At 58.8% G+C, this 25,694-nt stretch carries 31 protein-coding genes and 1 pseudogene; 19 read left to right on the top strand and 13 right to left on the bottom strand.

Going from position 1 to position 25,694, the window contains the following annotated elements; genetic code table 11:
• The first annotated feature begins 32 nt into the window (after positions 1–32).
• The 16 genes from ACR0DT_RS04050 to ACR0DT_RS03975 all read left to right on the top strand — a co-directional run bounded on the left by ACR0DT_RS04050 (position 33) and on the right by ACR0DT_RS03975 (position 12,584).
• On the top strand, positions 33–1,205 hold the full coding sequence (locus ACR0DT_RS04050) for a phage portal protein (protein ID WP_480709514.1): 1,173 nt from the start codon (positions 33–35) through the stop codon (positions 1,203–1,205).
• Positions 1,198–1,416, top strand: a complete 219-nt coding sequence (locus tag ACR0DT_RS04045) for a GTA head formation protein, RCAP_rcc01685 family (protein WP_058280601.1) — start codon at positions 1,198–1,200, stop codon at positions 1,414–1,416. The genes ACR0DT_RS04050 and ACR0DT_RS04045 overlap by 8 nt, the downstream gene beginning before the upstream one ends.
• Before the next feature lie 26 nt (positions 1,417–1,442).
• Positions 1,443–1,988 (top strand): HK97 family phage prohead protease, encoded by a 546-nt coding sequence (locus ACR0DT_RS04040; RefSeq protein WP_480709513.1) that lies wholly within the window; start codon positions 1,443–1,445, stop codon positions 1,986–1,988.
• Positions 1,989–2,022: 34 nt separating this feature from the next.
• Positions 2,023–3,201, top strand: coding sequence for a phage major capsid protein (locus ACR0DT_RS04035; protein ID WP_480709512.1), 1,179 nt, complete (start codon positions 2,023–2,025; stop codon positions 3,199–3,201).
• Positions 3,202–3,378: 177 nt separating this feature from the next.
• The gene (locus ACR0DT_RS04030; RefSeq protein ID WP_480709511.1) at positions 3,379–3,978 is read left to right on the top strand and encodes a head-tail connector protein; all 600 of its coding nucleotides are present in this window, start codon (positions 3,379–3,381) and stop codon (positions 3,976–3,978) included.
• Positions 3,975–4,313: a phage head closure protein gene (locus ACR0DT_RS04025; RefSeq protein WP_480709510.1), complete on the top strand. Its 339-nt coding sequence runs from the start codon at positions 3,975–3,977 to the stop codon at positions 4,311–4,313. Before ACR0DT_RS04030 ends, ACR0DT_RS04025 begins: the two co-directional genes overlap by 4 nt.
• Complete coding sequence (locus ACR0DT_RS04020) at positions 4,310–4,723, top strand: DUF3168 domain-containing protein (protein WP_480709509.1); 414 nt, start codon at positions 4,310–4,312, stop codon at positions 4,721–4,723. Before ACR0DT_RS04025 ends, ACR0DT_RS04020 begins: the two co-directional genes overlap by 4 nt.
• A 20-nt stretch (positions 4,724–4,743) precedes the next feature.
• Positions 4,744–5,157 (top strand): phage major tail protein, TP901-1 family, encoded by a 414-nt coding sequence (locus tag ACR0DT_RS04015; protein WP_480709508.1) that lies wholly within the window; start codon positions 4,744–4,746, stop codon positions 5,155–5,157.
• Between the two features lie 4 nt (positions 5,158–5,161).
• Positions 5,162–5,482, top strand: a complete 321-nt coding sequence (locus ACR0DT_RS04010) for a gene transfer agent family protein (RefSeq protein WP_480709656.1) — start codon at positions 5,162–5,164, stop codon at positions 5,480–5,482.
• Entirely contained in the window at positions 5,479–5,688 is a 210-nt protein-coding gene (locus tag ACR0DT_RS04005; RefSeq protein WP_480709507.1) for a rcc01693 family protein, read from the top strand. The genes ACR0DT_RS04010 and ACR0DT_RS04005 overlap by 4 nt, the downstream gene beginning before the upstream one ends.
• On the top strand, positions 5,675–6,337 hold the full coding sequence (locus ACR0DT_RS04000; RefSeq protein WP_480709506.1) for a phage tail tape measure protein: 663 nt from the start codon (positions 5,675–5,677) through the stop codon (positions 6,335–6,337). Before ACR0DT_RS04005 ends, ACR0DT_RS04000 begins: the two co-directional genes overlap by 14 nt.
• A gap of 16 nt (positions 6,338–6,353) precedes the next feature.
• Complete coding sequence (locus ACR0DT_RS03995) at positions 6,354–6,986, top strand: phage distal tail protein, Rcc01695 family (RefSeq protein ID WP_480709505.1); 633 nt, start codon at positions 6,354–6,356, stop codon at positions 6,984–6,986.
• Complete coding sequence (locus ACR0DT_RS03990; RefSeq protein WP_480709504.1) at positions 6,986–7,873, top strand: DUF2163 domain-containing protein; 888 nt, start codon at positions 6,986–6,988, stop codon at positions 7,871–7,873. Before ACR0DT_RS03995 ends, ACR0DT_RS03990 begins: the two co-directional genes overlap by 1 nt.
• Positions 7,870–8,316 carry a C40 family peptidase gene (locus tag ACR0DT_RS03985; RefSeq protein ID WP_480709503.1) on the top strand — a complete coding sequence of 149 codons (447 nt, stop codon included), beginning with the start codon at positions 7,870–7,872 and terminating at the stop codon, positions 8,314–8,316. Before ACR0DT_RS03990 ends, ACR0DT_RS03985 begins: the two co-directional genes overlap by 4 nt.
• Positions 8,317–12,279, top strand: a complete 3,963-nt coding sequence (locus tag ACR0DT_RS03980) for a baseplate multidomain protein megatron (RefSeq protein WP_480709502.1) — start codon at positions 8,317–8,319, stop codon at positions 12,277–12,279.
• 8 nt (positions 12,280–12,287) lie between these two features.
• The gene (locus ACR0DT_RS03975; RefSeq protein ID WP_480709501.1) at positions 12,288–12,584 is read left to right on the top strand and encodes a DUF7742 family protein; all 297 of its coding nucleotides are present in this window, start codon (positions 12,288–12,290) and stop codon (positions 12,582–12,584) included.
• Here the strand turns inward: ACR0DT_RS03975 and ACR0DT_RS03970 are convergent.
• Positions 12,565–12,903: a TraR/DksA family transcriptional regulator gene (locus tag ACR0DT_RS03970; protein ID WP_480709500.1), complete on the bottom strand. Its 339-nt coding sequence runs from the start codon at positions 12,901–12,903 to the stop codon at positions 12,565–12,567. The genes ACR0DT_RS03975 and ACR0DT_RS03970 overlap by 20 nt on opposite strands.
• 84 nt (positions 12,904–12,987) lie before the next feature.
• Here ACR0DT_RS03970 and cysE point away from each other — a divergent pair, with 84 nt between their 5' ends.
• Positions 12,988–13,797: a serine O-acetyltransferase gene (gene cysE / locus ACR0DT_RS03965; RefSeq protein WP_480709499.1), complete on the top strand. Its 810-nt coding sequence runs from the start codon at positions 12,988–12,990 to the stop codon at positions 13,795–13,797.
• Between the two features lie 7 nt (positions 13,798–13,804).
• On the opposite strand, the gene ACR0DT_RS03960 is transcribed toward cysE, so the two are convergent.
• From ACR0DT_RS03960 to ACR0DT_RS03930, 7 genes are all read right to left on the bottom strand, one after another.
• Positions 13,805–14,044 carry a hypothetical protein gene (locus tag ACR0DT_RS03960; protein ID WP_480709498.1) on the bottom strand — a complete coding sequence of 80 codons (240 nt, stop codon included), beginning with the start codon at positions 14,042–14,044 and terminating at the stop codon, positions 13,805–13,807.
• Between the two features lie 155 nt (positions 14,045–14,199).
• On the bottom strand, positions 14,200–15,504 hold the full coding sequence (locus ACR0DT_RS03955) for a pyruvate dehydrogenase complex dihydrolipoamide acetyltransferase (protein WP_480709497.1): 1,305 nt from the start codon (positions 15,502–15,504) through the stop codon (positions 14,200–14,202).
• A gap of 14 nt (positions 15,505–15,518) precedes the next feature.
• Positions 15,519–16,889, bottom strand: a complete 1,371-nt coding sequence (locus ACR0DT_RS03950; protein WP_480709496.1) for a pyruvate dehydrogenase complex E1 component subunit beta — start codon at positions 16,887–16,889, stop codon at positions 15,519–15,521.
• Positions 16,890–16,904: 15 nt separating this feature from the next.
• Entirely contained in the window at positions 16,905–17,894 is a 990-nt protein-coding gene (gene pdhA, locus ACR0DT_RS03945; RefSeq protein ID WP_480709495.1) for a pyruvate dehydrogenase (acetyl-transferring) E1 component subunit alpha, read from the bottom strand.
• A gap of 168 nt (positions 17,895–18,062) precedes the next feature.
• Positions 18,063–18,362 carry an FtsB family cell division protein gene (locus tag ACR0DT_RS03940; protein ID WP_480709494.1) on the bottom strand — a complete coding sequence of 100 codons (300 nt, stop codon included), beginning with the start codon at positions 18,360–18,362 and terminating at the stop codon, positions 18,063–18,065.
• A 132-nt stretch (positions 18,363–18,494) separates the two neighbouring features.
• Positions 18,495–18,839, bottom strand: a complete 345-nt coding sequence (locus tag ACR0DT_RS03935) for a lysozyme inhibitor LprI family protein (RefSeq protein ID WP_480709493.1) — start codon at positions 18,837–18,839, stop codon at positions 18,495–18,497.
• Positions 18,840–18,901: 62 nt separating this feature from the next.
• Complete coding sequence (locus tag ACR0DT_RS03930) at positions 18,902–20,098, bottom strand: phosphoglycerate kinase (protein WP_480709492.1); 1,197 nt, start codon at positions 20,096–20,098, stop codon at positions 18,902–18,904.
• 132 nt (positions 20,099–20,230) lie between these two features.
• Between ACR0DT_RS03930 and ACR0DT_RS03925 the strand changes: the two genes are divergently transcribed.
• A complete protein-coding gene (locus ACR0DT_RS03925; RefSeq protein WP_366550570.1) occupies positions 20,231–20,737 on the top strand; it encodes a peptidylprolyl isomerase in 507 nt (168 codons plus the stop codon).
• Positions 20,730–21,278, top strand: coding sequence for a peptidylprolyl isomerase (locus ACR0DT_RS03920; protein WP_480709491.1), 549 nt, complete (start codon positions 20,730–20,732; stop codon positions 21,276–21,278). The genes ACR0DT_RS03925 and ACR0DT_RS03920 overlap by 8 nt, the downstream gene beginning before the upstream one ends.
• Positions 21,279–21,320: 42 nt before the next feature.
• Here ACR0DT_RS03920 and aqpZ read toward each other — a convergent pair whose 3' ends face one another.
• The 5 genes and pseudogenes from aqpZ to ACR0DT_RS03895 form a co-directional block, all read right to left on the bottom strand.
• Entirely contained in the window at positions 21,321–22,007 is a 687-nt protein-coding gene (gene aqpZ / locus ACR0DT_RS03915) for an aquaporin Z (protein WP_480709490.1), read from the bottom strand.
• 77 nt (positions 22,008–22,084) lie between these two features.
• Positions 22,085–22,906, bottom strand: a complete 822-nt coding sequence (locus ACR0DT_RS03910; protein ID WP_480709489.1) for a M90 family metallopeptidase — start codon at positions 22,904–22,906, stop codon at positions 22,085–22,087.
• Positions 22,907–23,003: 97 nt separating this feature from the next.
• Positions 23,004–23,504 carry a bactofilin family protein gene (locus tag ACR0DT_RS03905; protein WP_170349036.1) on the bottom strand — a complete coding sequence of 167 codons (501 nt, stop codon included), beginning with the start codon at positions 23,502–23,504 and terminating at the stop codon, positions 23,004–23,006.
• Positions 23,494–24,819: a DUF5930 domain-containing protein gene (locus ACR0DT_RS03900; protein WP_480709488.1), complete on the bottom strand. Its 1,326-nt coding sequence runs from the start codon at positions 24,817–24,819 to the stop codon at positions 23,494–23,496. Before ACR0DT_RS03900 ends, ACR0DT_RS03905 begins: the two co-directional genes overlap by 11 nt.
• Before the next feature lie 180 nt (positions 24,820–24,999).
• Positions 25,000–25,191, bottom strand: a pseudogene (locus ACR0DT_RS03895) (DUF455 family protein); the annotation flags it as partial.
• Between the last annotated feature and the right edge of the window lie 503 nt (positions 25,192–25,694).

The following is a 25,694-nucleotide window of genomic DNA, read 5'->3' as shown; positions in this document are numbered from 1 at the left end:
GCCGAGCTGAGCGGCGGCAGAAAGGAGCACAGATGGTATTCGATTTCTTGCGTCGTGGAGCGGCTGAGGAAGTACCCGAAGCAAAGGCAAGTGCGGCGGGCCCTGTGGTGGCTTGGCAAACCGGTGGGCGCGTGGCGTGGAGCCCGCGGGACGCGGTCTCGCTGACGCGAACGGGGTTTTCGGGGAATCCGGTGGGGTTCCGCTCGGTCAAGCTGATTGCCGAGGCGGCGGCGGCCTTGCCGTTAGTGCTGCAGAATCGCGATCAGCGGTATGAGACGCACCCGATGCTTACCCTCATGCGCCGTCCCAACGCAGCGCAGGGGCGGGCTGAGTTGATGGAGGCGGTGTTCGGTCAACTTCTGCTCTCCGGTAACGCTTATATCGAGGCAGTGCAGGCCGAAGACGGACTGCCGGTTGAACTGCACGTCTTGCGCTCGGACCGGATGAGCGTTGTGCCGGGCGCGGATGGGTGGCCCAAGGCTTATGATTACAGCGTCGGCGGCAAGACACATCGCTTTGCGGCAGATGTCATCTGCCACATCAAGTCCTTTCACCCGCAGGACGACCACTATGGGTTTTCGCCGATGCAGGCGGCGGCCATGGCGATTGATGTGCATAACAGCGCTTCGCGCTGGTCGAAATCACTGCTGGACAATGCGGCGCGGCCTTCGGGGGCGCTGGTGTGGAAGGGCGGCGACGGTCATGGGGTGATGGCCGAGGATCAGTTCCGCCGTCTGTCCGACGAGATCGAACAAAACTATCGCGGGGCGCGCAATGCTGGTCGGCCGATGGTTCTGGAAGGGGGACTGGATTGGAAGCCGATGGGTTTCTCGCCGTCAGATATGGAGTTTCAAAAGACCAAGGAAGCCGCCGCCCGTGAGATCGCGCTGGCCTTTGGAGTCCCGCCAATGTTGCTGGGGATTCAGGGCGACGCGACCTATTCGAACTATCAGGAGGCTAACCGGGCGTTTTATCGCCTGACCGTTCTGCCCCTGGTGACGCGGGTGGCGGCGGCGGTGTCAGAGTGGCTCTCGGGCTTTACCGGTGAGGATCTGATGCTGAAACCGGATCTGGATCAGGTGCCTGCCTTGGCCACCGAGAGGGACGCGCAGTGGACACGCGTCAGCCGTGCTGAGTTCCTAACGGATGCCGAAAAACGGTCTCTGCTGGGGCTGCCAGTGCTGGCGGAGGATGCGGATGGCTGAAGGGTATCCGCCGTTCGATTGCGCGCCGGGCTTGCGTCTGGCTGCGCATGAAAGGGTGGCTGAGATTCAGCACGCGCATTTGTGCAAACGGTTGGATCAGATCGAAGAGATGATGGAACGACTAGAGCGCCGGTTGTGGCTGACAGTCTATGGAGTGGCCGCAGTGATCCTAGCGCAGGCGTTTCAATCGTTTTTATCGGTAACGCCATGAGTTCTGATGCTTACGAGGAGTTGTTGATGGATTTAGAGCATAAGTTTGCGCGGTTTGGCGATGGTTTGTCTGTGTCCGAAGATGCGGTGATCGAGGGGTATGCCAGCCTGTTCGGTCAGGTTGATCAGGGCCGTGATGTGGTGCAGAAAGGTGCCTATCGCGCATCGCTGGACGGGCTGATGAAAGCCGGTCAGCGGGTCAAGATGCTGTGGCAGCACGACCCGGCGCAACCTATCGGTGTTTGGGATGAGGTGCGCGAGGACGTCAAGGGCCTTTGGGTCAAGGGGCGTCTGTTGGAAAGCACCCAAAAGGGCCGTGAAGCCGCCGAGCTGATCCGTGCAGGCGCAATGGACGGTCTGTCGATTGGTTATCGAACCAAGCGGGCCGTGAAGAATGACAAGGGCCAGCGGGTCCTGACGGAACTGGAGCTGTGGGAAGTGTCGCTTGTGACTTTCCCGATGCTGCCCAGTGCGCGGGTGGCGGCAAAGGGGACGACCCCGAATGCCGAGGATACCCTGCGCAGTATTGCCGAGGTGTTCAATGACGCCCGGCAGGAGCTGGCGCGACACTAGCGCGCCTCAAACCCACCCAAGAATGGAAGTGCTGATGAGCAAGACCGAAACCCCGGCCTTGACCGGAGAGGGTGCGCCCCTGGTTCAGGAGGTGAAGCAGGCGATGGCTAGCTTCGTTAATGAATTCAAGGGCCTGAAGGCTGAAATGAATACTAAACTGCAACAGACAGAAGAGCGACTGACCATGCTGGATCGTAAATCAACCATCACGGCACGCCCGTATCTTGCGGCCTCGATCGAAGAGGGTGCACCGCACCAAAAGGCCTTTGACGCTTATGTACGTTCGGGCGACGATGACGGCCTGCGCGGGCTTGATATGGAGGCCAAGTCGCTGTCTAGCGCCGTCAATAGCGATGGCGGCTACCTGGTTGATCCGCAAACGGCCGAGATCATCAAATCGGTGCTGAAATCCACTGCTTCGATCCGGTCGGTTGCGTCGGTGGTGAATGTCGAGGCGAACTCGTTCGATGTATTGATCGACCACACCGATGTCGGTGCGGGCTGGGCGGATGAAACCACGGCCGCGACCGAGACCGCAACCCCGTCGGTTGACCGCATCTCAATCGCTCTGCACGAGCTGAGCGCGTTGCCGAAAGCATCTCAGCGCCTGCTGGACGACAGCGCATTTGACGTCGAAGGCTGGCTGGCCGGTCGTATCGCCGATAAGTTTGCCCGCGCCGAGGCGTCGGCCTTTATCAGCGGTGATGGTGTCGACAAGCCGAAGGGTATTCTGGATCACGCCAAGGTCGACAATGACGTCTGGGATTGGGGCAATATCGGCTACGTTCCGACCGGCATTGAAGGCGGTGTCGAAGCAGATGCCATTGTTGACGTGGTCTATGCGCTGGGCGCGCAGTACCGAGTCAATGGCACTTTCGTGATGAACTCGAAAACTGCTGGCCTTATCCGCAAGCTGAAAGACAGCGATGGTCGCTTCCTGTGGTCGGACGGTCTGGCGGCTGGTGAGCCCGCGCGTTTGATGGGCTATCCGGTACTGATCGCCGAGGACATGCCGGATGCAGCATCCGACAGCTTCTCGATTGCCTTTGGTGACTTCCAGGCCGGGTACACCATCGCCGAACGTCCTGATCTGCGCGTCCTGCGCGACCCGTTCAGCGCCAAGCCGCATGTCCTGTTCTACGCGTCCAAGCGTGTTGGCGGCGACGTGAGCGACTTTGCCGCGATCAAGCTGGTGAAATTCGGCACCGCCTAAACGGTGGCGGATCCGGGGGGCGGGAAACCAGCCCCCCGGGCGGCAGGTGCGGGCCGGGGTGAGATCCTCTGCGTTGTCTAGCTGCTCCCCTCCGTCCGAGCAACGTGGGGCGGCGCGTGCCTGCCAAATTCCTGAAGTGACAACCCCCGGAGGGGGCCGAGATTGCGGAGTGAATGGATGATGTTGATCGAAGAAACCGCCATCGCGGATGCGGCGCTGCCGGTGGATCAGTTCAAGGCGCATCTGCGGCTGGGAACCGGCTTTGCCGAGAGCAGCGTGCAGGACCAGGTGCTGAAGGGGTTCCTGCGGGCGGCGATCGCAGCGATTGAGGCGCGCACCGGCAAGGTGCTGATTGAACGTGAATTTTCCTGGAACCTGAGCGGATGGCGTGATGCTGCGGGTGAAGTGTTGCCGGTGACTCCGGTGACGATAGTTGATGCGGTGACAGTCACCAGTGCGGCGGGTGCGCAAAGCCCAATTGCATCGAGTGATTACCGGCTGGAACAGGATAGTCAGCGCCCCAGGCTGCTCCCTGTGGGCTCGACGCTGCCAAAAATTGCGACGGACGGGTCGGTGAAGATCACTTTTACCGCAGGTATGTCGGCCGATTGGGGCGGGCTGCCTGCTGATCTGGGGCAAGCAGTTCTGTTACTGGCCGCGCATTACTACGAATACCGCGACGAAACTGCTTTGGGCGCTGGTTGCATGCCCTTTGGTGTAACCAGCCTGATCCAGCGCTACCGTGTCGTGCGTTTTGGTGCCGGAGTGACGCAATGAAGACGCCGCGATTAAACCGAAAGCTAGTGCTGGAGACACCGGTTCGCACGGCCGATGGCGCGGGGGGATATACCGAGACATGGGCTGCTCTGGGCTCGGTTTGGGCCGAAGTCACAGCACGCAGCGGGTCTGAACGCCAGGTGGCCGGGGTGCCAGTGTCGCGCGTGAGTTATCGCATCGTCGTGCGGGGCACGCCTGAGGGGTCATTGATGCGCCCGTCACCGGATCGGCGCTTTGCCGAAGGGGCGCGCCGTTTTGTCATTCGCGCGGTCGCTGAACGCGACCCGCGCGGCCAGTACCTGATCTGTTTCGCAGATGAAGAGGTGGCGGCATGAGCTATGGCGTTTCAGCGGCCTTGCAGGCGGCGGTCTATCAGCAGCTTTCAGGCGATGCGCAGGTCAGTACGCTGTCAGGCGGCGCAATCTATGACGCGGTACCTGCAGGGGCGGTGCCCCAGACTTACGTAACATTGGGCCCGGAAGAGGTCCGGGATGCCTCGGACCGATCAGGCGCTGGTGCTTTGCATCGGTTCACAGTGTCGGTGATGTCTGAGGCCGCCGGGTTCGGTGCCGCCAAGACCCTGGCGGGGGCGGTGTGCGATGCGCTTGAGGGTGCGGCACTGACCCTCGATCGCGGGCGATTGGTGGGGCTGTGGTTCGAACGCGCCTCGGCCCGCCGCGCGGGAACCGGTGGAGCCATCCGCCAGATCGACCTGAGATTCCGCGCCCGCGTGGAAGACGACTAAGCAATCAACGGAGAGAGCATATGGCTGCCCAAAACGGAAAAGACCTGTTGGTCAAAGTGGATATGAACGGCTCGGGCCTGTTCGAAACCATCGCGGGGCTGCGGGCCACGCGGGTTAGTTTCAACGCTGAAAGTGTGGATGTCACCAGCTTGGAAAGTCAGGGTGGCTGGCGCGAGCTTTTGTCGGGCGCAGGGGTGAAATCCGCAGCGATTTCGGGCTCGGGTGTGTTCAAGGACGCGGACACTGACGAACGCGCGCGACAGCTGTTCTTTGACGGCGAGACGCCGAACTTTCAGGTAATCATTCCAGATTTCGGCATCGTCGAAGGCACTTTTCAGGTCACCGGCATCGAATATGCGGGCTCGCACAATGGCGAAGCGACCTATGAGATGAGCCTGGCTAGCGCCGGTGCCCTGGCCTTCACGGCGCTTTGATCCGATGGCCAATCCGTGGACGGGCGAGGTCGCATTGACCATCGATGGAGAGCGGCAGGTGCTCAAGCTGACGCTGGGTGCTTTGGCGGAATTGGAACAGGAACTGGGCACCGGGTCTTTGGTGGAACTGGTGCAGCGCTTCGAAGGCGGGGCTTACTCTAGCGGTGATGTGCTGGCGCTGATCGTCGCCGGTTTGCGGGGTGGTGGGGCCGATGTGGCGCGATCAGATCTACTGCGTGCAGAAATCGACGGCGGCCCGATGGCTGGCGCCAAGGCGGCGGCTGAACTGCTGGCACGGGCTTTCATGGTGCCGGGTGGCGCATGAGTGGGATTGACTGGCCCACCCTGATGCGGGTCGGCTTCGTCGGCCTGCGCCTGACGCCGGATCAGTTCTGGCGTCTGACCCCGGCTGAACTGCGACTGATGCTGGGGCAGGGGGCGGGTATGCCAGCGATGAACCGGGCAGGACTGGACGCTTTGCTGGCGGCCTATCCGGACAAGGAACAAGGAGAGCGTGATGACGGATCGTGACGGGTTGGACGACCTGCAGGAACGGGGCGAGGCGCTGGGCGACTCGCTGGGGGATGCGGCGTCGATGGCTGCGGCTTTCGACAGTCAGATGAAGCGGATCAGCGCAGCCTTTGAAGAGACCGGCAAGGATGTCGCCACATTGGAGCGCGGTATGTCCGGCGGGTTGCGCAAGGCGTTTGACGGCGTGGTGCTGGACGGCATGAACCTGTCAGACGCGCTGGATGTGTTGAAGAACTCGATGATCCGAACGGCTTATTCGGCAGCGATAAAGCCTGTCACGGATCATTTTGGCGGCATGTTGGCCAATACAGTCGGTGGTCTGGTGCAGGGGATTTTGCCCTTTGCCGATGGCGGTAACTTTTCGCAGGGCCGGGTGATGCCCTTTGCCAGTGGCGGTGTGGTCAGTGGCCCTACAACCTTTCCGATGCGCGGTGGCACCGGATTGATGGGCGAGGCCGGCCCCGAGGCGATCATGCCTCTGGCGCGTGGGCCGGATGGCAAGCTGGGGGTGCGAACATCCGGCGGAGGGCGCGCGGTAAACGTGGTGATGAATATCACAACGCCGGACGTGCAGGGTTTCAGGCGCAGTCAGGGTCAGATTGCCGCCCAGATGAGCCGTGCGTTGGGTCGCGGTAATCGCAACAGGTAACACGAGGGAGCAGCTGATGAATTTCCACGAGGTTAGATTTCCCGCCAGCCTGAGCTTTGGCTCGGTCGGCGGCCCCGAGCGGCGCACGGATATCGTGACGCTGGCCAATGGGTTCGAAGAACGTAACACACCCTGGGCACATTCCCGTCGTCGATATGACGCGGGGCTGGGTATGCGATCGCTGGACGATATCGAGACGCTGGTTTCGTTTTTCGAGGCCCGTCAGGGGCAGATGTTCGGTTTCCGATGGAAAGACTGGTCGGATTTCAAATCCGGGGCGGCCACCGCAGACGTAGCTCAGGGCGATCAGGTCATCGCGCGTGGCGACGGTACAAGCACCGAGTTTCAGCTGGTTAAAACCTACAGCTCGGGCGGGTTCAGCTATGTTCGTCCGATTGTTAAACCCGTTTTGGGTACAGTTCAGATCGGGCTGGAACAGGACCAAGTGCGCGAAGGCGTCGATTTTGAAGTTGATCTGAACAGTGGACTGATCACGTTTTCAGCGCCGCCGCCAGAAGAGGTGGAAATCGCCGCCGGGTTTGAATTCGACGTTCCGGTTCGTTTTGACACGGACAAGATTCAGACCAGCGTGGCCAGCTTTCAGGCGGGCGATGTACCAAATGTTCCGGTGGTCGAGGTGCGTGTCTGATGAGTGGTGATAAGCAAGGGCTGCACACCCATCTGCAAACCGGATTGACCACAACCTGCCGATGCTGGGCGATCCGGCGTGAGGACGGGCGGGAGTATGGCTTTACCGATCATGATATGGAACTGAGTTTTGAGGGGATGACCTTCAGGGCCAGCACAGGCTTGACCGCCACGGCGATTGAACAAGCCACTGGCCTGTCTATCGACAATTCCGAGGCCATGGGGGCCTTGTCCGATGCTGCCGTGACGGAAGAGGATATCGAGGCCGGCCGTTTCGATAACGCCGAGGTCCGGGCGTGGTTGGCCAACTGGGCCGCGCCTGAGCAACGAATGCTTCAATTCAAAGGCTCAATCGGTGAAATGCGCCGCGCTGGTGGGGCGTTTCATGCCGAACTGCGCGGATTGACCGATCTGCTGAATCGCCCGATGGGCAGGATTTACCAGAAACCATGTACTGCAGTTCTTGGGGACGGCGAATGTAAGTTCAGTCTCAGCGCGCCCGGTTACCAGGCTGAAGCTGAAATCGTCAATTTGATTGCGGGAGCTGTCTTGCAGTTGAAAGGCGCTCAAGGGTTGGACGACGGCTGGTTTAAACGCGGGAGATTGGATGTTGTGTCCGGACCGGCAACCGGGCTGTGGGCTGCGATAAAACAGGACGAGAGGATTCCGGGGGGGCGAAATATTGCGCTTTGGTCCGGTATCAGCGGCGGCCTGTCAGTCGGGGATCGGGTAAAGTTAACGGCAGGGTGCGACAAAAGCATGAATACCTGTCGCAAAAAGTTTAACAACATCATCAACTTTCAAGGATTTCCTGACCTGCCAGGTGAGGACTGGGTGATGGCCGTAGCCAAGCAAGGCAATCCCAACACCGGGGGGAGCATACGATGAGCCCCAATAGACAGGATGTTGTAGCCGAAGCACGCAGCTGGTTGGGAACGCCTTACGTGCATCAGGCGTCAGTCAAGGGGGCAGGCACGGATTGCCTGGGACTATTGCGCGGTGTTTGGCGCGCGCTGCTTGGGCACGAACCCGAAGTGGTTCCGACCTACAGCATGGACTGGTCCGAACCGCAGGGCGAAGAACGCATGTGGGCCGCCGCACGTCGTCATTTGATCGAAAAAAAAATCGATGCTGCAGTGGCGGGCGACGTGTTGTTGTTCCGCATGCGAGACGGGCGGGTTGCTAAACATGTGGGCATCGTCAGCGAAACCGGGCCGGTGCCGCGATTCATTCACGCTTATTCCGGGTACGGCGTCGTTGAAAACATGTTGGGCGACCCCTGGCGTCGCCGGGTGGTCGCCTGCTTCGAATTCCCGCTGGAGGATATGTGAATGGCTACAATAATTCTTTCTGCAGCAGGGGCCGCGGTCGGCGGCGCGATTGGCGGCACCGTTGCGGGGTTGTCGACAGCAGTAATAGGTCGCGCAGTCGGCGCAACGTTAGGCCGAGTTATCGACCAGCGGTTGATGAGCCAGTCGGTCATGGGTGGCGGGAGCGAAGTGGTTGAGACTGGCCGCCTTGACCGTTTCCGCCTGACGGAGAGCGGAGAGGGCGCGCCTGTCACAACGGTTTTCGGACGCATGCGGGTGGGCGGTCAGGTCATCTGGGCATCGGATTTTCTGGAAACCAAAAGCACAAGCACGACCACTCAGGGTGGCGGGGGCGGCAAGGGCTCTCCTGCGTCGCCCGAGGTTACAACGACCTCGCACAGCTACAGCTATTCGATTTCACTGGCCATCGCGGTGGGGGCTGGGCGAATCTCGGACGTCCCGCGCATTTGGGCGGACGGTGAGGAGCTAGAGCGCGCAGGTCTGAACATGCGTATCTATCGGGGGGACGACCAACAATTGCCAGACCCTCTGATCGAAGCCATCGAGGGCGCTGGAAATGTCCCGGCCTATCGTGGCACCGCCTATGTTGTGATCGAGGGGTTGCAGTTGGCGCAGTTTGGAAACAGGGTGCCGCAGTTTTCATTTGAAGTAGTAAGACAAGAACAGCCGGGTTTACCGGATACTCCGGATGCCTTGTTCAAGACCATCCGGGGCGTTGCCCTGATGCCTGGCACTGGTGAATACGCGCTGGCCAGCGAACAGATCAATTATACCAAGGGCCGCGGGCAGAGCTGGGCGGCGAATGTAAACTCTCCCTCGGGGCTGGCGGATCTGGTGACCTCGACCCAGGCACTGCAACGCGAATTGCCAAGCTGCGATGCTGCGTCGTTGATCGTTTCATGGTTTGGTGACGATCTGCGGTGCGGTCATTGTCAGATACGGCCGAAGGTTTTGCACAAGGACATTGAAGGCGACAACATGCCTTGGCGTGTAGCAGGTTTAGACCGCCAAGCTGCCCAGATTGTTAAGCACGAAGACGATCGTCCTGTTTACGGCGCCACACCTGCGGATCAATCTGTGATTCAGGCGATTAAGCATTTAAAAAGCATTGGAAAACGGGTGATGTTTTACCCGTTTATCTTAATGGATCAGTTGCAAGGCAACGGGTTGCCCGACCCGTGGTCAGATACGGGCAATCAGCCACATCTTCCTTGGCGGGGACGGATCACACTCAGCGCTGCGCCCGGTCGGGTTGGGTCGCCAGATCAAACAGCAGCAGCAGACGCAGAGGTGGCCGCGTTTTTTGGATACGCGCGTGCCAGTGATTTTGTCATTGGCGATGGTCAGGTGACTTATAACGGTCCGCAAGAATGGGGCTTGCGCCGGTTTATCCTGCATTATGCCGCGCTGTGCAAAGCTGCTGGTGGGGCGGATTCGTTCTGCATCAGCTCCGAGATGCGCGGGCTGACACAAATCCGCGGTCTGACTGGCTTTCCTGCTGTATTTCAAATGAAAACACTGGCCGCAGAAGTACGCAAGATTTTGGGGCCGGACACCAAAATCGGGTATGCCGCCGATTGGAGCGAATATTTCGGCTATCAGCCCAATGACGGAACAGGGGATCGATATTTTCACCTAGATCCACTGTGGGCAGACGAAAACATCGATTTTGTCGGCATCGACAATTACATGCCCCTGTCGGATTGGCGTGATGGCGAGGATCACCAGGATCTCAAAGCGGGTGCCGAGGCGATCTATGATCTAGATTACCTTCGCGGCAATATTGAGGGCGGTGAGGGCTATGACTGGTTCTATGCCTCTCCAGAAGAGGCCGAAGCCCAGATACGAACGCCAATCACAGATGAGGACCACGACGAGGCCTGGGTTTGGCGGTATAAGGATCTGCGGAACTGGTGGTCGCACCGCCACCACGAACGCATCGGGGGAGTCCGACAAGCGAATCCGACAGACTGGGCTCCAAGCTCAAAGCCAATTTGGTTCACGGAACTGGGCTGCGCCGCCATCGACAAGGGGACCAATCAGCCGAACAAGTTTCTTGATCCCAAATCCTCGGAATCCAGCCTGCCGCGATATTCTTCCGGTCAGCGCGATGATTTCATGCAGCTGCAATATCTGAAGGCGATGCATGGCTATTGGTCTGATCCGGCGATCAATCCGAATTCGGATCAATATAGTGGTCGGATGGTGGATATGGCGAACGCCTATGTCTGGGCTTGGGACGCACGTCCGTTCCCCACTTTTCCAAGCCTGCGCAGCCAATGGAGCGATGGGGTGAACTATCCTCGGGGACACTGGCTGAACGGTCGGTCGGGGACGCGGTCTCTGGCCTCTGTCGTCACTGAAATTTGCCATGGTTCGGGAGTGACGGATATCGATGTGTCGCGTCTATATGGCGTGGTGCGTGGATACGTGATTCAGGATGTATCCAGCGCACGTGCGGCCCTGCAACCGCTTATGCTGCGCTATGGGTTCGACGCGATTGAACGGGACGGTGTGCTGCTGTTTAAGATGCGCGGTGGCCACAACGCGATTGGGTTGGACGCGGATGTTTTGGCTGACAGCTCTGACATTGAGGGCCGTGTGGAATATCGCAGGGAGGCTGAAGCGGAAATGACCGGCCGTGTACGGTTGCGATTTGTACAATCGGATGCGGATCATGATGTCGTAGCAGAAGAAGCCATTCTGCCAGACACCCGTACGCATTCTGTATCGGTGAACGAGATGCCGCTGTCGCTGACGCGCGCCGAGGGCCGTCAGACCGCAGAACGCTGGCTAAGCGAGGCGCGGGTCTCGCGCGAGACTGCACGCTTCGCTTTGCCCCCGTCGTTGCTGCATCTGGGTGCAGGCGATGTCGTAAGCCTGACGAAAGACGGGCAGAGCGCACGCTATCGCATCGACAGGCTGGAACAGGCGGATCTCCAACTGGCCGAGGCGGTCCGGATTGAGCCCAGCGTCTATGCGCCGTCTGACTTGCCCGACGATGAGGTGACGATCAAACCCTTTGTGGCGCCGGTTCCTGTTTTGCCCGTGTTTATGGACTTGCCGCTGCTGACCGGATCAGAAGCGCCACATGCCCCATATCTTGCCACATCGGCCAATCCATGGCCCGGCAGTGTCGCCGTTTATTCAGCAGCCAGCGACGAAGACTATGCGTTGCAAGAGGTGATCTCGGGTCAGGCGGTTATCGGCTTTATTGAAACCCCGCTGAGACGTGCAAGTGCCGGTGTCTGGGATGAAGGTGCGCCGCTGCGCGTCAATCTGATTGATGGCCTGCTGGAGTCGCGCCCTCGGGGTGCGCTGTTGAACGGGGCCAATCTGGCCGCAATCGGAGATGGGACGCCTGGCAACTGGGAGCTGTTCCAGTTCGCCGACGCCACCTTGCAAGAGACGGGCATCTATACGTTGTCCGGTCGGTTGCGCGGCCAGCTGGGGACGGATGCGATCATTCCCGATGTCTGGCCCGAAGGGTCTATGTTCGTTCTGCTGGATCACCGCGTTTACCAGACAGGCCTGTTACGGTCCGAGCGTCGTGTGACCAAACACTATCGCATCGGCCCGGCGAAGCGCGGGTACGATGACCCATCCTTTGTTCATCTTGTCGAGGCTTTCGATGGAAATGGATTGCGTCCCTACGCGCCGGTGCATCTGAAGGCGATGGAAACACCCGCAGGCGATCAGTTGTCATGGATACGCCGAACCCGGCTGGACGGAGACGACTGGGCGGGGATCGAGGTGCCTTTGGCTGAGGAAAGCGAATCCTACCTTCTGCAAATTCGGACCAACGGAACTTTGATACGGGAACAGATCGTGAGCGAGCCAAACTGGGTTTACTCGCCCGCCATGAAGGCTGCGGACGGGGTGAATGGGTCTTATGAGGTTCGTGTCGCTCAGGTCTCGGCCAGCTACGGGCCGGGATTATCCGCCAGCTTGATTGTCGGGTAAGTCAGGGTATGCGCCCCGTCCTGCACGGTGACGTCAGTGTGGCAGCGCGAGCCTTGTTGGCCGTGCTGCCGCAAAATCGCAACCGCCTGTGTATTCGCATGATCCACGAAGCCGAACTCGCCGACCAACATGTCGGCCAGACGGGAGAACTTCATCCTCTGTTCGGCAATGGCTCGTTGATGGCGACCGCGCGCAACAGGCGGTTGGCTGACGAGCCTGGCTTTGATGATGTGCAATATTGTCGCTGTTTCGAACTGGTGTTGCGCCATCTGATCCAGTTTCAGATCAGCCAGAGGCGCAGCTGACACATTTCGTGGCGGCGAGATCCAGGTTCAATCGACCCGCTGGGATTTCATCGCAACAATCCTCGCAAAACCCGAAATCGCCATCGTGAATTCGGTCTAACGCGGCCTGCAACCGCAACGCCTCGATGTCCCGATTGGCCTGCTGTGCTTTGGCCATTGCCTGATTCTGCAGCGCGTCCATTCTGCTAAGACGCCCGACTGCCTGTTGATCCAGCTCGACAATGGCCTGAGCCTGCTTTTCTGCAGCTGAATGCGCTGTAATCTCTGCCAGCCGCGCCTGTATTTTTGCTTCAAAGTCTGCCAATTCGGTATCATTCATTTTTGTTACTCTGCAGATCACGGGTTTGCGTTTGGCGTTTTTCCCACTAAATGGCATTCTAGGCGCAGCAAAGGATCAAAAGCCATGTTGGAAAAGCGCAGTCAGGTTACTCCGGTTGACCCGGTTTGGAATCGCATCACGACCGAAGCCCATGCGGCGGTCGAAAGCGAACCATTGATGGGGGGACTGGTTCACGCCTGCATCCTGCACCACAGAAGCCTTCAGCGGGCCCTATCATATCGGGTGTCTGCCAAGCTGTGTTCGAACGAAATGTCGATGATGGTGCTGCGCGAAATCGTGGACGAAGCCTATGCCGATGATGCCTCGCTGATCGAAGCGGCGCGCGCGGACCTGATGGCTGTGTACGAGCGTGACCCGGCGTGCCACCGTCTGTTGCAACCAATCCTTTATTTCAAAGGCTATCAGGCGATGCAGGCCTATCGCGTGGCGCATTGGCTTTGGAAGAAGGGACGCCACGATCTGGCGTATTTTTTCCAGATGCGTTCGTCCGAGATTTTCGGGATCGACATTCACCCTGCGGCGAAAATCGGCAAAGGCATCATGATCGACCACGCGCATTCGATCGTTATTGGTGAAACTGCGGTCGTTGGTGACAATGTCTCGATGCTGCATTCCGTGACGCTGGGCGGGACCGGAAAAGAAGAAGAACAGCGCCATCCGACCATCGGTAACGGTGTGTTGATCGGGGCTGGCGCCAAGGTTCTGGGCAATATCGTGGTCGGCCATTGCAGCCGCATCGCAGCGGGGTCTGTGGTGCTGCAAGAAGTTCCCGCCTGTAAGACCGTGGCGGGGATCCCTGCGAAGATCGTCGGAGAGGCCGGATGCGACCAGCCCTCGATCTCGATGGATCATATGCTGGGTAAAGACCAGTAAGACGACCTTAGTTCGAGCGGTTCTTCTTTCTGTTCAACCGCTCGAGCCGCTTCTCCTCGCGACGTTTTTTGCGCACTTCGATGCGTTTGACCCGTTTGGCTTTGCGTTTGGCCTCTGAGACGGGATCAGATTTAAAGGTCGAGTTTTCGCCCGGATAGCCGTTGGGTTTTGCAATAGCCGCAACAGGCACAGCCGTCGCCAGCAAAGAGACCACCAGTATAAACTTAGCCGAGTTCACGAGGGTCATAGGGCACCTTTGCATCAGAATTACCTGTGCATTTAAGGTGGTCCGCAACGAGTGTTTGAGCAACTGTTCTGGCGATCACGACTGCTCACAACGTGGCCGTGATCCGTGAGGCCACGCCGGGGAATAGCCCGGCGCGGCCTGTGTGTAAGTGGTTGTTAGGCCAACATAACCATCGGGTTTTCCAGGTTATCAACGATCGCCTGCAGTAACTCTGCGCCCAATGCGCCGTCGATGACCCGGTGGTCCACCGACATGGTGACCGACATGACCGTTGCAACAGTCAATTCGCCATCGTCGCCGACGACCGGCTTCTTGACGCCCGAGCCGACGGCTAGAATACCTGCGTGGGGCGGGTTAACGATGGCGTCGAAATTATCGATGCCGAACATGCCCAGGTTCGAGATTGCAAAGGTGCCGCCTTGGTATTCGTGCGGTGCCAGCTTACGTTCGCGGGCGCGTCCCGCAAGGTCCTTCATCTCGGTCGACAGTGCCGACAGGGATTTTGTGTCCGCGTCCTGCAGAACTGGGGTGAACAGGCCACCTTCGATGGCGACCGCAACGGCCACATCAGAGGGTTTCAGTTGCAGAACACGATCTTCGGCCCAGACAGCATTGCATTGCGGTACTTGCTGCAGTGCGTTGGCGACGGCCTTGATGATGAAGTCGTTTACGCTGAGCTTGACGCCCCGGCCTTCCAACTGCTTGTTCAGTTGTGCGCGGAACTTGAGCAACGCATCGAGTTTGATATCGCGACGCAGGTAGAAGTGTGGGATGGTCTGCTTGGCCTCGGACAGGCGCGCGGCGATGGTCTTGCGCATGCCGTCCAGTTTGACCTCTTCGTACTCCCGACCTTCGTACATGCGTGCCACCGCATCTGCCGAGGGTCCAGCCGGGGCCGGAGCGGATGCCGTCGCCGTTGCAGGCGCAGGAGCAGCTGCTACGGCTGGAGCAGCCGAGGCACCTTCGACATCTGCCTTGACGATACGGCCATGCGGGCCGGACCCTGCGATCTGCGTCAGGTCCAGACCTTTTTGTGCAGCGATCCGGCGGGCCAGCGGTGACGCAAAGATGCGACCGCCATCAGCTTTGGTCGGAGCAGCCGGGGCAGGGGCGGGCGCCTCGGACGCCGCTGGCGCGGCGGCCTCGCTGCCCGCTGCGGCTGCGGGGGCAGCCGCGGGTGCTGTCGCAGGCGTGGCCGCGATGTCGTCGGTGCTTTCACCATCTTCCAGCAATACTGCAATGGCGGTGTTGACCTTGACCCCTTCGGTGCCTTCGGGGATCAGGATCTTGCCAACGGTGCCTTCGTCGACGGCTTCGAACTCCATCGTGGCCTTGTCGGTTTCGATCTCAGCCAGCAGGTCGCCGGAAGAGACGGTATCGCCTTCCTTGACCAGCCATTTGGCAAGCGTGCCTTCCTCCATGGTCGGTGAAAGGGCGGGCATCAGAATTTCTGTGGGCATCTGTCTGTCGCTCCTTACCGGTAGGTCACTTGCTTGACGGCGGCGATCACCTCATCCGTGGTCACCAGCGCCAGTTTTTCTAGGTTTGCGGCGTAGGGCATCGGAACATCCTTGCCGGTGCAGTTGATGACCGGCGCATCGAGATAGTCGAACGCTTCCTGCATCACAACGGAGGAGATGTAGCTGCCGACCGAACCTTGTGGCCAACCTTCTTCGACCGTCACCAGACGGTTGGTTTTCATCACTGAGTTGATGATCGCGCCAGTATCCATCGGGCGGATGGTGCGCAGATCGATAACTTCGGCGCTGATGCCTTCCTCGGCCAATTTGTCAGCGGCTTCCAATGCGAATTGCATGCCGATGCCAAAGCTGACGATGGTTACATCCGAGCCTTCGCGCCAGATGCGGGCCTTGCCCAGTGGGATGGTCAGGTCATCCACTTGCGGTACGTCGAAAGAACGACCGTAGAGGATTTCGTTTTCCAGGAAAACCACCGGATTGGGGTCGCGGATCGCGGATTTCAGCAGGCCTTTGGCGTCTGCTGCCGAATAGGGCATCACGACTTTCAGGCCGGGGACTTGCATGTACCACGCAGCGTAGTCCTGAGAGTGCTGCGCGGCCACGCGGGCAGCGGCACCATTCGGGCCACGGAATACGATGGGGCAGCCCATCTGGCCGCCGGACATATAGAGCGTTTTGGCCGCCGAGTTGATGATCTGGTCCATCGCCTGCATGGCGAAGTTGAAGGTCATGAATTCAACAATCGGTTTCAGACCACCAAAGGCGGAACCAACCGCGATACCGGCAAAGCCATGCTCGGTGATCGGGGTGTCGATGACGCGCTTGGAGCCGAATTCGTCCAGCAAGCCTTGGGAGATCTTGTACGCGCCCTGATATTCGGCGACTTCTTCACCCATCAGATAAACATCTTCGTCGCCGCGCATTTCTTCGGCCATCGCGTCGCGCAAGGCTTCGCGGACCGTTTCAGACTTCATCTCGGCGTCGGCCGGCCAATCGGGTGACAAGTCAACGTCCGGAGCTGCCGGGGCTGCGGCAGGAGCGGGGGCCTCAACCGCCGCTGGGGCGGCCTCAGCCACCGCTGCGGCTGCAGGGGCAGCCGCGGGCAGGGCTGACGCGTCTTCGCCTTCCTCGACCAAAACCGCGATGGGTGTGTTGACCTTAACCCCTTCGGTGCCTTCGCCGATCAGGATTTTACCGACGATGCCTTCATCTACAGCTTCGAATTCCATCGTCGCCTTGTCGGTTTCAATTTCGGCCATGATGTCACCGGAAGAAACGGTATCGCCTTCTTTGACCAACCATTTGGCCAATGTGCCCTCTTCCATCGTGGGCGAGAGTGCGGGCATGAGAATTTCGGTTGCCATGTCTTATTCGTCCTCTCAGGCGTAAATATCAGTCCAGAGCTCATCCAACGACGGCTCGGGGCTTTCTTTCGAGAATTCGGCGGCCTGATTGACGATCTCTTTGATCTCTTTATCGATCGCTTTCAGATCGTCCTCGGTCGCGTGTTTGCCGGTCAGCAGCAGGTCGCGCACATGTTCGATCGGGTCGCTTTGTTCACGAACCTTCTGAACCTCTTCACGGGTACGGTACTTGGCCGGGTCGGACATCGAATGGCCGCGATAGCGGTATGTCTTGATTTCCAGAATGTAAGGGCCTTTGCCCGCGCGACAGTGCGCGACGGCTTTCTCGCCCGCGGCTTTAACAGCCAGAACATCCATGCCGTCGACCATTTCACCTGGTATCCCAAAGGCTTGGCCTCGGTGGTAGATGTCAGCGGAGGATGTTGAGCGCGCTTGCGCGGTGCCCATGGCGTATTGGTTGTTCTCGATCACGAAAACCACCGGCAGTTCCCATAGGGCGGCCATGTTGAATGTCTCATAGACCTGACCCTGGTTCGCGGCGCCATCACCGAAATAGGTGAAGGTCACGCCACCGTTTTCCTTGTACTTGTCGGCAAAGGCCAGACCTGCACCCAGCGGCACCTGCGCGCCGACGATGCCGTGGCCGCCGTAGAAGTGTTTCTCTTTCGAGAACATGTGCATCGAGCCGCCCTTACCTTTGGACAACCCACCTTCGCGGCCGGTCAGTTCGGCCATCACGCCGCCCGGTTCCATCCCGCAAGCCAGCATGTGACCATGGTCGCGATACGAGGTGATACGTTTGTCACCATCTTTGGCTGCGGCTTCAAGGCCCACAACGACGGCTTCCTGCCCGATATAAAGGTGGCAGAACCCTCCGATCAGGCCCATGCCGTAAAGTTGGCCTGCCTTTTCTTCGAATCGGCGGATCAAAAGCATTTCGCGGTAGTAGGTTTTAAGCTCTTCCGCAGAAACGTTTGGTTTCTTTGTGGTTTTTCGCGCAGCCATCGTGGCGATCTCCCCCTTTCGGACAGATAGTTTAGCGTTAAACTATCTCATAAAGCATTTCCTGCTTTCTGGCGAGAGTAAATATGACGCATCGCTGTTTCGCGCGATTTCAGGCCGCGGTGAATTGTTCGAAGGCGCTGGCTTTTCGATGAAAAATATCGATCCGGATCAGCGGATGACGATTTCGTCCGAGCGGATCATGCCCAAAATTGAACGGGCCTGCTGATCCAGCAAGTCTAGATCCAGATAGGTGTCGGACAAACGACGGGTCAGGTTTTCCATTTCGGCGATCTCGGCCTCGAGCTTGGCCAGGTCCTGTGACAGGGCGTCCCGTTCCGCTGCAATCTCGACCCGTCTGAACAGGCCATAGTCGCCTTGCACGGCGGCGAAGGTGAAATACACACCCAGCATAAATGCCACCATGAAAAAAACGACTGCGCCCAAACCGGGCCGATGGGAACGGGACACTCTGTTTACCGCCGTATGAAGTTTGCCTCAATAACGTGCCCTTTGCGGGCATCTGTTCGCACTATGTCACAGGTGATTCGGGTTGTGAATCCCTTGGTTCGCACTTTTTTGCGAATTGCTGGATTTCGTTCCTCAGCGCCATGCCTCCAGGGTCTGATTGCGAGTCAGCGTTTGCTGCTCCATGCACACCCAATAGAACATTGGTGCTGCGCTGCCGTCGCTTTCCAGTTCCGGGTCGCAGGCGGCGTCGCGCGCTTTCAACCAGGCACGCTGCTCGCTTAATAGGGTCTGACCGTCTCCGCGTGCATCGGCCAGCGGTTTAACCTCGGCCCAAAGCCGGTTCAGCTCGCGATCCGCAATTTCCCATTTTTCCTTGGCGCAGAAATTAGCGTCGAGCTGCGTTTGCCCGCCGCAGCTGGATTGTGCGGAGGAATAGACTGGGATCAATGTGACGATCAGATAGGCAAGAACCCTCATGGCAAATTCTCCAACAAATAGGGAGAGTCTACCATGAGGCCCAAAATGCAGCCAAATGGGCGCTAGGCCTGACCTTCCAATGCAGCGACACCGGGCAGGGTCTTGCCTTCCATCCATTCCAGGAACGCACCGCCAGCGGTCGAGATGTACGAAAAGTCCTTGGCCGCGCCCGAAGCGTTCAGCGCCGCGACCGTGTCACCACCGCCTGCGACCGAAATCAGCTGCCCCGACCGTGTCAGTGCTGCTGCTTTAAGCGCCGCTGCGTTGGTGGCGGCGTCAAAGGGCTCGATCTCGAATGCGCCCAGCGGACCGTTCCAGATCAGGGTCTGGCTCTGCGCAAAGATGTCAGTGATCGTTGCAACGCTATCGGGGCCTGCGTCCAGGATCATGCCTTCTTCGGGGCATTGGTCGGCAGGCAGCACTTGATGTGGGGCGTTGGCTTCGAATTTTTCCGCGACCACAACGTCAGAAGGCAGAATGATCTTGCAGCCCGAGGTTTCAGCCTTGGCCAGGATCTCGGCGGCGGTGTCTTTCATGACGCGCTCGGCCAGCGATTTGCCGACATTCAGACCTTTGGCGACTAGGAATGTATTCGCCATGCCCCCACCGATCACCAGATAATCGACCTTGTCGATCAGGTTGCCCAGCAGCTCAAGCTTGGTCGAAACCTTTGCCCCACCAACAACAGCCGTCACAGGGCGCTTGGGCGCACCCAGCGCACCTTCCAGCGCTTCAAGCTCGGCCTGCATCAGACGGCCAGCACAGGCAGGCAACAACCGGGCGATAGCCTCGGTCGAGCTGTGGGCACGGTGGGCCGCCGAGAACGCGTCGTTGCAATAGACATCGCCCAGCTTGGCCATACCAGCGGCCAGATCGGGATCGTTCTTGGTTTCGGCGGCGTGAAAGCGGGTGTTCTCCAACAGCAGCACCTGACCGGGCATCAGCGCTTCGGCGACCAGATCGGCCTCGGTGCCAACGCAATCCGCGGCGAACAGAACCTCGGTTCCAAAGGCAGCTTCAAGCGTGGGGATCAGTTGCTTCAGCGACAGGTTCTCGCGCCGCTCGCCACCAGGGCGACCGAAGTGGGCCAGCAGGATGGGCTTGCCCCCGGCTGCGAGGATATCACGCACGGTGGGGACGATACGCTGAATACGGGTTGCGTCGGTTACGACCCCGTCAACGACCGGCACGTTGATATCGACGCGCACCAGCACGCGTTTGCCATTCAGGTCCATATCGTCCAGAGTTTTCCAGCCCATCGCTCTATCCTTGCCGTTACAACAGATTCAGGCGGTTCTTTTCCTGCATTTTGCCCTCAGGTCAATGCGTCACTTGGCATTCACGCGCCCGCGTCATAGGTATTTGCGCAAGACAAACGACAGGAGGGCCTCATGGCCGAGATCAAGGATCCCGAAAACACGATCATCATGGAACTGAAAGACGGTAATGTCGTCATCGAGCTGCTACCGGATGTTGCCCCGCAGCACAGCGCCCGGATGAAAGAACTGGCGCGTGGTGGTGAATATGACAACGTGGCCTTCCACCGTGTGATCGACGGTTTCATGGCACAAACCGGCGATGTGCAGCACGGCGACATGGAAGACGGGTTCAACCTGCGCATGGCGGGCACTGGTGGCTCGTCGCTGCCTAATGTTCCTGCAGAGTTCTCGAAGCTGCCCCATGACCGAGGCACCCTGGGCGCCGCCCGCTCGCAGAACCCGGATTCGGCGAACTCGCAGTTCTTCATCAACTTCAAAGACAACCATTTCCTGAATGGCCAATACACCGTTTACGGTCGCGTCATCGACGGGATGGAGCATGTAGATGCCATCGTGCGCGGCGAGCCGCCTGCAAGCCCCGACCGCATGATCAGCGTCAAGGTTGCAGCAGATGTATAAGCTGGCCGCCGCTTTTGCCTTGTTGGCCAGCCCCGCGCTGGCCACGGGCCTGCAGATCGAGATCGAAGGTGAGGGGGCCAACGGCACCGTCACCGTCGACCTGTTTGATGACATCGCCCCTAAACATGTCGAGCAGATCAGTACTCTGGCCGCTGAAGGCAAGTATGACGGCGTGGTGTTCCACCGAGTCATCGACGGCTTCATGGCGCAAACCGGTGATGTCGAATTCGGCCGTATCGGCGGCGATATGCGTCGCGCCGGAACCGGCGGGTCCGACCGTCCCGATCTGCCGGCTGAGTTCTCGGACTTCAACTACGACCGTGGTGTCGTTGGAATGGCGCGAGCACAGGACCCGAACAGTGCGAATTCGCAGTTCTTCATCATGTTTGCGCCGGGCCCGTTCCTGAACGGCCAGTACACGGTTGTCGGTCAGGTCACTGACGGCATGGATGTGGTGGACGCGATCAAGCGGGGCGATGGCCCGAACGGTGCAGTGATCGGTCAGCCAGACGTGATGAAAAAAGTCACGGTCACCGAATAAAGAAAAAGCCCCGATGCGCATCAACATCGGGGCTTTTTAATCTCAGTCGTCACCCATCATTTGCCAGATCAGCGCCCCGATGGCAGCGCCGATCAGTGGGGCGACCCAGAACAGCCAGAGCTGCGCAAGCGCTGGGCCATCTGCGAACAGGGCTACTCCGGTAGAACGCGCCGGATTGACCGACGTATTGGTCACCGGGATCGAAATCAGGTGGATCAGAGTCAGGCACAGACCTATGGCGATTGGGGCGAAACCGTCTGGCGCAAAGTTGGACGTTGCGCCCAGAATGACCACGATGAAGAACGCGGTCATCACGATCTCGATCACCAAGGCGGACATCATTGAATAGCCCTCGGGCGACGCTTCGCCGTACCCGTTCGAGGCGAACCCGCCGACACCTTCAAACCCTGGCGCGCCGCTGACGATCAGGTACAGAACGGCGGCGGCGGCGATTGCGCCGATCACCTGTGCGATCCAATAGGGGATCAGCTCTTGCGCCGGGAATCGGCCGCCGATCATCAGGCCAAGGCTGACCGCAGGATTAAAGTGCCCGCCCGAGATATGCCCGACCGCGTATGCCATGGTCAGAACCGTCAGGCCGAAGGCAAAGGAAACGCCCAGCCAACCTATGCCTACATCAGCAACGCCTGCCGCCAGAACGGCGCTGCCGCAACCGCCCAGTACCAGCCAGAACGTGCCGAAGAATTCGGCCATGAGTTTAGATGCCATGAAAAGCCCTCCTGAAAACAATGGGTTTCAGTGTAATTCAAAAATCGATTTTTGTGAAACTGGCGTGAATTTGCGTTCTAGTGACCTGAGGAACTCCAGCTGACCGGGTCCAGCCGAAACAGTTTCGACAGCTGCTGATAAACGTCGGGTACGGCTGCTTTGAGCTGACGGGGCTGTTCAAAGAAGACCTCGACCGAGACCGCAAAAAATTCTTCGTGACCCACGGCACCATAGGGGTCGATGACCGTGTGCTGACCATGCTCAACAGCACGGACATGGGCGTCATAGGCGGTCAGAAACACACGTTCCCACTCGGCAAAGCTCTGACCGTCGCTCAGGATCGGAACGCCGTTGGTACCGCCTGAGAGGTCATCAACCTGATGCGCAAACTCGTGCAGGACGACATTCTGCCCATCGTGATCGTTTGCCGCGCCTTGTTTGCTGTGCGACCACGACAGAATGACCGGTCCGCGATCCCAGCTTTCACCGGTGCGCACGATTTCTTTCTCGCTAACAACATAGCCATCCTGTCGGCGCTGACGAGATTTGAACGCGCTAGGATAGATCAAGATGGTCGTCAGATGGTCGTACCAGAGATCGCTGTTGACCAGCAGCAGGCTGGCTTGCGCAGCTATGGCCAATTCCATCTCCTCGGTGACTTCCAACCCATCACAACCGTGAAACTGCACCTGATCCAGAAACAGGTTCACCTTGCCGTCCAGTTTGGCGCGCAGATCAGAGGGCAGGCGGCGGATCAGGGGCACCTGTTGTTCGATCAGCATGCGCTGGTGGTCGGTCAGGGGCGCGGCCAGCAGGGCCTGCCGCGCCTGGGATTTGGACCAATGGCGGTACAGAAAAAAAGCCACGATCAACAGAATGATAGAGAAAAAGATCAACATGACAGAACCCTATACCGACCACAGCAGCCAGCAAGGGCAAAAGAAAAACGCCGCAGGCTAACCCGCGGCGTTTGATCATTCGATTGTCGGGTCAGCGTTACTGCTTGACCTCCGCAGCCGGGTTGGCACCCGACTTGCCGCTGCGGCCCGGGTTCAGCGGGTCGTCCTGACGTTGCACAGACCCTTCGAAATGCGCACCGCTTTCGATGGCGATGGTCTTGTGGATGATGTCGCCTTCGACACGGGCGGACGAGGTCAGGCGTACCTTCAGGCCGCGCACGCGTCCCACGATGCGGCCGTTGATCACGACGTCATCAGCGGTGACTTCGCCCTTGATGGTTGCGGTTTCGCCAATGGTCAGCAGATGCGCGCGGATGTCGCCTTCGACTGTGCCTTCGACCTGGATGTCGCCTGTGGTTTTCAGGTTGCCTGTGATGTGCAGATCCGAGGACAGAACCGATGCCGGAGGCTTGGGCTTGGGCGCGGTGCTGGCCTTGGTTTCTGCCGGTGCTGGGGCAGCCGGTGTCGCCGGAGCAGCAGGTTTTGCTGTCTCGGGGGCGTCGGATGCGGGTTCGTTGATTTTGCTCTTAGAAAACATTTCTCGCAGCCTTAATGTAAGTCATTGGATTTCTTGGTACACCGTCGACACGAACCTCATAGTGCAGATGCGTTCCGGTAGACCGTCCGGTGCTACCCATATCAGCAATATGATCCCCGCGCGAGACCCTTTGGCCAACCTTGACCCGGATCTTGGTATTATGAGCGTAAAGAGTCTCAACCCCGAAGGCGTGCCTGATTTTCACTAGCCTGCCGAAACCGGATTGCCAGCCCGCATGGGTGACAACACCATCGGCGGTGGCAAAGATGTCGGTTCCGTGGGCACCGGCAAAATCCGCGCCGTTGTGCATGCGCCGACCGCCGGTCTTGGGGTCACGTCGCGTGCCAAAGCCGCTGGTAAAGCGGACGGCGTCGTGCACCGGGCTGGCGAAGGGGGCCTTTTCGGCAGCGATGCGGTACAGGTTCAGCTGATCCATCTGTTGCAGCAGAACGTTTGCGCGGATTTCGTCGGGGGTCAGATCCTCACCGCGCGTGCTGAAAGAGATGGGAGTCAGGGGGCCGCCCATGCCGCTATAACCACGGCGGACTTCTTCAATAATGCGGTCGGTTGGCATGCCGGCCTCGCGGAACATCTTGTCTAGCGGCTCGACCGAGATCACCATCGCCTCTTCCAGCTGACGGAAAATCTCGTCGCTGCGCTCCTGCATCAGCCGGATTTCCAGCTCAAGTTCGTCGCGCTGCGCCAATGCGTCCTGCGCATCGGTGGCGATCTGATCGCGCTCTTGTGCGGTCCGGACCAGCGCCTCGGTCATGAAGTTCATCTGTTCGGGATCGGCGAGGGCAGGCATATAGACGTCGCCGTCATCGGTTTCGACCTGCATGCTGGCCAGCTCGGTGCGAGCTTCTTCGCGCTGCTTCATTGTGGCACGCAAGGTGGTCTGGATTACCTCAATCCCGGTTTCCAACTCACGACGGCGGTTCTCCGAGGTCAGCAGCTCGGACTGCATAGCCGATATTTGTTCCAGCGCCGCGTTGAACCGATCCTGCGCGGCCAGCGCCTCTTGAGCGCGGGTATCGCGTTCGGTCGACAGGATATTCAAGCGTTCTTGATAGGTTGCCTGATCCCGCTTGGCCTGTTCGCGGAAATTACCCGACCCGATGCTATCCATTAGCAGAATCGCAGTGGCGACGGCCGTCCAGCCAACAAACACCGCGACGCCAGCGACGGCAAAAATCTGCGTTTCCGAGCTAAGCCGAATAAACCGCGTGTCGTTGTCAGATTTCAGGAAGACTCGGCGTTCGGGAAAATGCCGCTCAAGCAGTGAGTGTAGTTTGATTGCCAGACGTGTTCGCACGCGTCTTCACCTCTCATCCCCAAGATTCGGGACCGGTCGTGAGTGATAGCCGTCCCTTTGGCGAAGTGCATAGAGGGCGCGCGTGATTTGGGCAAGTTTGTAAACTAGTTCACACATGAAACCACGTTATTCCCGCCAAAACTCGGCGGGAAATTGCCGATAACGTTAAGTTGCGCGCGTTTATTGCGCGGACCCGGGCGCAGGCAGGTCTTCGGTCAGGGGCCAGTAGAAATCAGGGGGCAATCCGGCTTCGGCGCGCTTCTCTTCGTTGAAGGGTGGCTTGAGGACGCCATGAAAATATTGCCGGACTAGCTGGTGAAACACATCCTTGGGATCGGCATTCTCGCGCCCGCACAGGGACTCGTTATACCAACTAAAATTGATTTATCATTGTATTTATCAGTGCAATCCCCTTGAAAACAATCGATACATCGAACCGAGATACTTCCACTTCAAAAAGTTCCACGTGCATTGTGGAACTTTTTCGCCTCAAAACCCGATCAAAAGTTCCATGTACTTGAGTTCCAATCTTGATCGAATCGAGGACAGAAACGGCGAATTGGAAGAGTATTAGGTTTGGCTTGGGTAATCCTTCTGCTTCACTAGGATAGTGATGTGATCTCTGAGAACTGGACCATCTCCGTTGAGAGTTTTCAGTCGATAAGACGGCGCTCAAGAAGCTCATTCATCTTATTTGCGACGGTTCTGTTACCAGTGCATTGGAAGATCAGGATGTCAAACTCGGTGATTTCAGGTTTCAAAAATCTAATGTTGAAGAACTTCTCAGATCAGAACGGCAGTCGTTGGACTGGACTGCAAATGTCGTCGCGAAGTTAACAGGTTGGAAGGCTCAGGCGGTGACACATTGGTGCAAG

This window comes from Ruegeria sp. BI11 (assembly GCF_056538005.1).
The sequence above is the reverse complement of the archived record's forward strand: the minus strand, read 5'-3'. Positions and strand labels throughout refer to the sequence as shown.

Coding starts and splice junctions, on each gene's coding strand:
- ACR0DT_RS04050 (WP_480709514.1), top strand. CDS start 33: ATGGTATTCGATTTCTTGCGTCGTGGAGCGGCTGAGGAAGTACCCGAA.
- ACR0DT_RS04045 (WP_058280601.1), top strand. CDS start 1,198: ATGGCTGAAGGGTATCCGCCGTTCGATTGCGCGCCGGGCTTGCGTCTG.
- ACR0DT_RS04040 (WP_480709513.1), top strand. CDS start 1,443: ATGGATTTAGAGCATAAGTTTGCGCGGTTTGGCGATGGTTTGTCTGTG.
- ACR0DT_RS04035 (WP_480709512.1), top strand. CDS start 2,023: ATGAGCAAGACCGAAACCCCGGCCTTGACCGGAGAGGGTGCGCCCCTG.
- ACR0DT_RS04030 (WP_480709511.1), top strand. CDS start 3,379: ATGATGTTGATCGAAGAAACCGCCATCGCGGATGCGGCGCTGCCGGTG.
- ACR0DT_RS04025 (WP_480709510.1), top strand. CDS start 3,975: ATGAAGACGCCGCGATTAAACCGAAAGCTAGTGCTGGAGACACCGGTT.
- ACR0DT_RS04020 (WP_480709509.1), top strand. CDS start 4,310: ATGAGCTATGGCGTTTCAGCGGCCTTGCAGGCGGCGGTCTATCAGCAG.
- ACR0DT_RS04015 (WP_480709508.1), top strand. CDS start 4,744: ATGGCTGCCCAAAACGGAAAAGACCTGTTGGTCAAAGTGGATATGAAC.
- ACR0DT_RS04010 (WP_480709656.1), top strand. CDS start 5,162: ATGGCCAATCCGTGGACGGGCGAGGTCGCATTGACCATCGATGGAGAG.
- ACR0DT_RS04005 (WP_480709507.1), top strand. CDS start 5,479: ATGAGTGGGATTGACTGGCCCACCCTGATGCGGGTCGGCTTCGTCGGC.
- ACR0DT_RS04000 (WP_480709506.1), top strand. CDS start 5,675: ATGACGGATCGTGACGGGTTGGACGACCTGCAGGAACGGGGCGAGGCG.
- ACR0DT_RS03995 (WP_480709505.1), top strand. CDS start 6,354: ATGAATTTCCACGAGGTTAGATTTCCCGCCAGCCTGAGCTTTGGCTCG.
- ACR0DT_RS03990 (WP_480709504.1), top strand. CDS start 6,986: ATGAGTGGTGATAAGCAAGGGCTGCACACCCATCTGCAAACCGGATTG.
- ACR0DT_RS03985 (WP_480709503.1), top strand. CDS start 7,870: ATGAGCCCCAATAGACAGGATGTTGTAGCCGAAGCACGCAGCTGGTTG.
- ACR0DT_RS03980 (WP_480709502.1), top strand. CDS start 8,317: ATGGCTACAATAATTCTTTCTGCAGCAGGGGCCGCGGTCGGCGGCGCG.
- ACR0DT_RS03975 (WP_480709501.1), top strand. CDS start 12,288: ATGCGCCCCGTCCTGCACGGTGACGTCAGTGTGGCAGCGCGAGCCTTG.
- ACR0DT_RS03970 (WP_480709500.1), bottom strand. CDS start 12,903: ATGAATGATACCGAATTGGCAGACTTTGAAGCAAAAATACAGGCGCGG.
- cysE (WP_480709499.1), top strand. CDS start 12,988: ATGTTGGAAAAGCGCAGTCAGGTTACTCCGGTTGACCCGGTTTGGAAT.
- ACR0DT_RS03960 (WP_480709498.1), bottom strand. CDS start 14,044: ATGACCCTCGTGAACTCGGCTAAGTTTATACTGGTGGTCTCTTTGCTG.
- ACR0DT_RS03955 (WP_480709497.1), bottom strand. CDS start 15,504: ATGCCCACAGAAATTCTGATGCCCGCCCTTTCACCGACCATGGAGGAA.
- ACR0DT_RS03950 (WP_480709496.1), bottom strand. CDS start 16,889: ATGGCAACCGAAATTCTCATGCCCGCACTCTCGCCCACGATGGAAGAG.
- pdhA (WP_480709495.1), bottom strand. CDS start 17,894: ATGGCTGCGCGAAAAACCACAAAGAAACCAAACGTTTCTGCGGAAGAG.
- ACR0DT_RS03935 (WP_480709493.1), bottom strand. CDS start 18,839: ATGAGGGTTCTTGCCTATCTGATCGTCACATTGATCCCAGTCTATTCC.
- ACR0DT_RS03930 (WP_480709492.1), bottom strand. CDS start 20,098: ATGGGCTGGAAAACTCTGGACGATATGGACCTGAATGGCAAACGCGTG.
- ACR0DT_RS03925 (WP_366550570.1), top strand. CDS start 20,231: ATGGCCGAGATCAAGGATCCCGAAAACACGATCATCATGGAACTGAAA.
- ACR0DT_RS03920 (WP_480709491.1), top strand. CDS start 20,730: ATGTATAAGCTGGCCGCCGCTTTTGCCTTGTTGGCCAGCCCCGCGCTG.
- aqpZ (WP_480709490.1), bottom strand. CDS start 22,007: ATGGCATCTAAACTCATGGCCGAATTCTTCGGCACGTTCTGGCTGGTA.
- ACR0DT_RS03910 (WP_480709489.1), bottom strand. CDS start 22,906: ATGTTGATCTTTTTCTCTATCATTCTGTTGATCGTGGCTTTTTTTCTG.
- ACR0DT_RS03905 (WP_170349036.1), bottom strand. CDS start 23,504: ATGTTTTCTAAGAGCAAAATCAACGAACCCGCATCCGACGCCCCCGAG.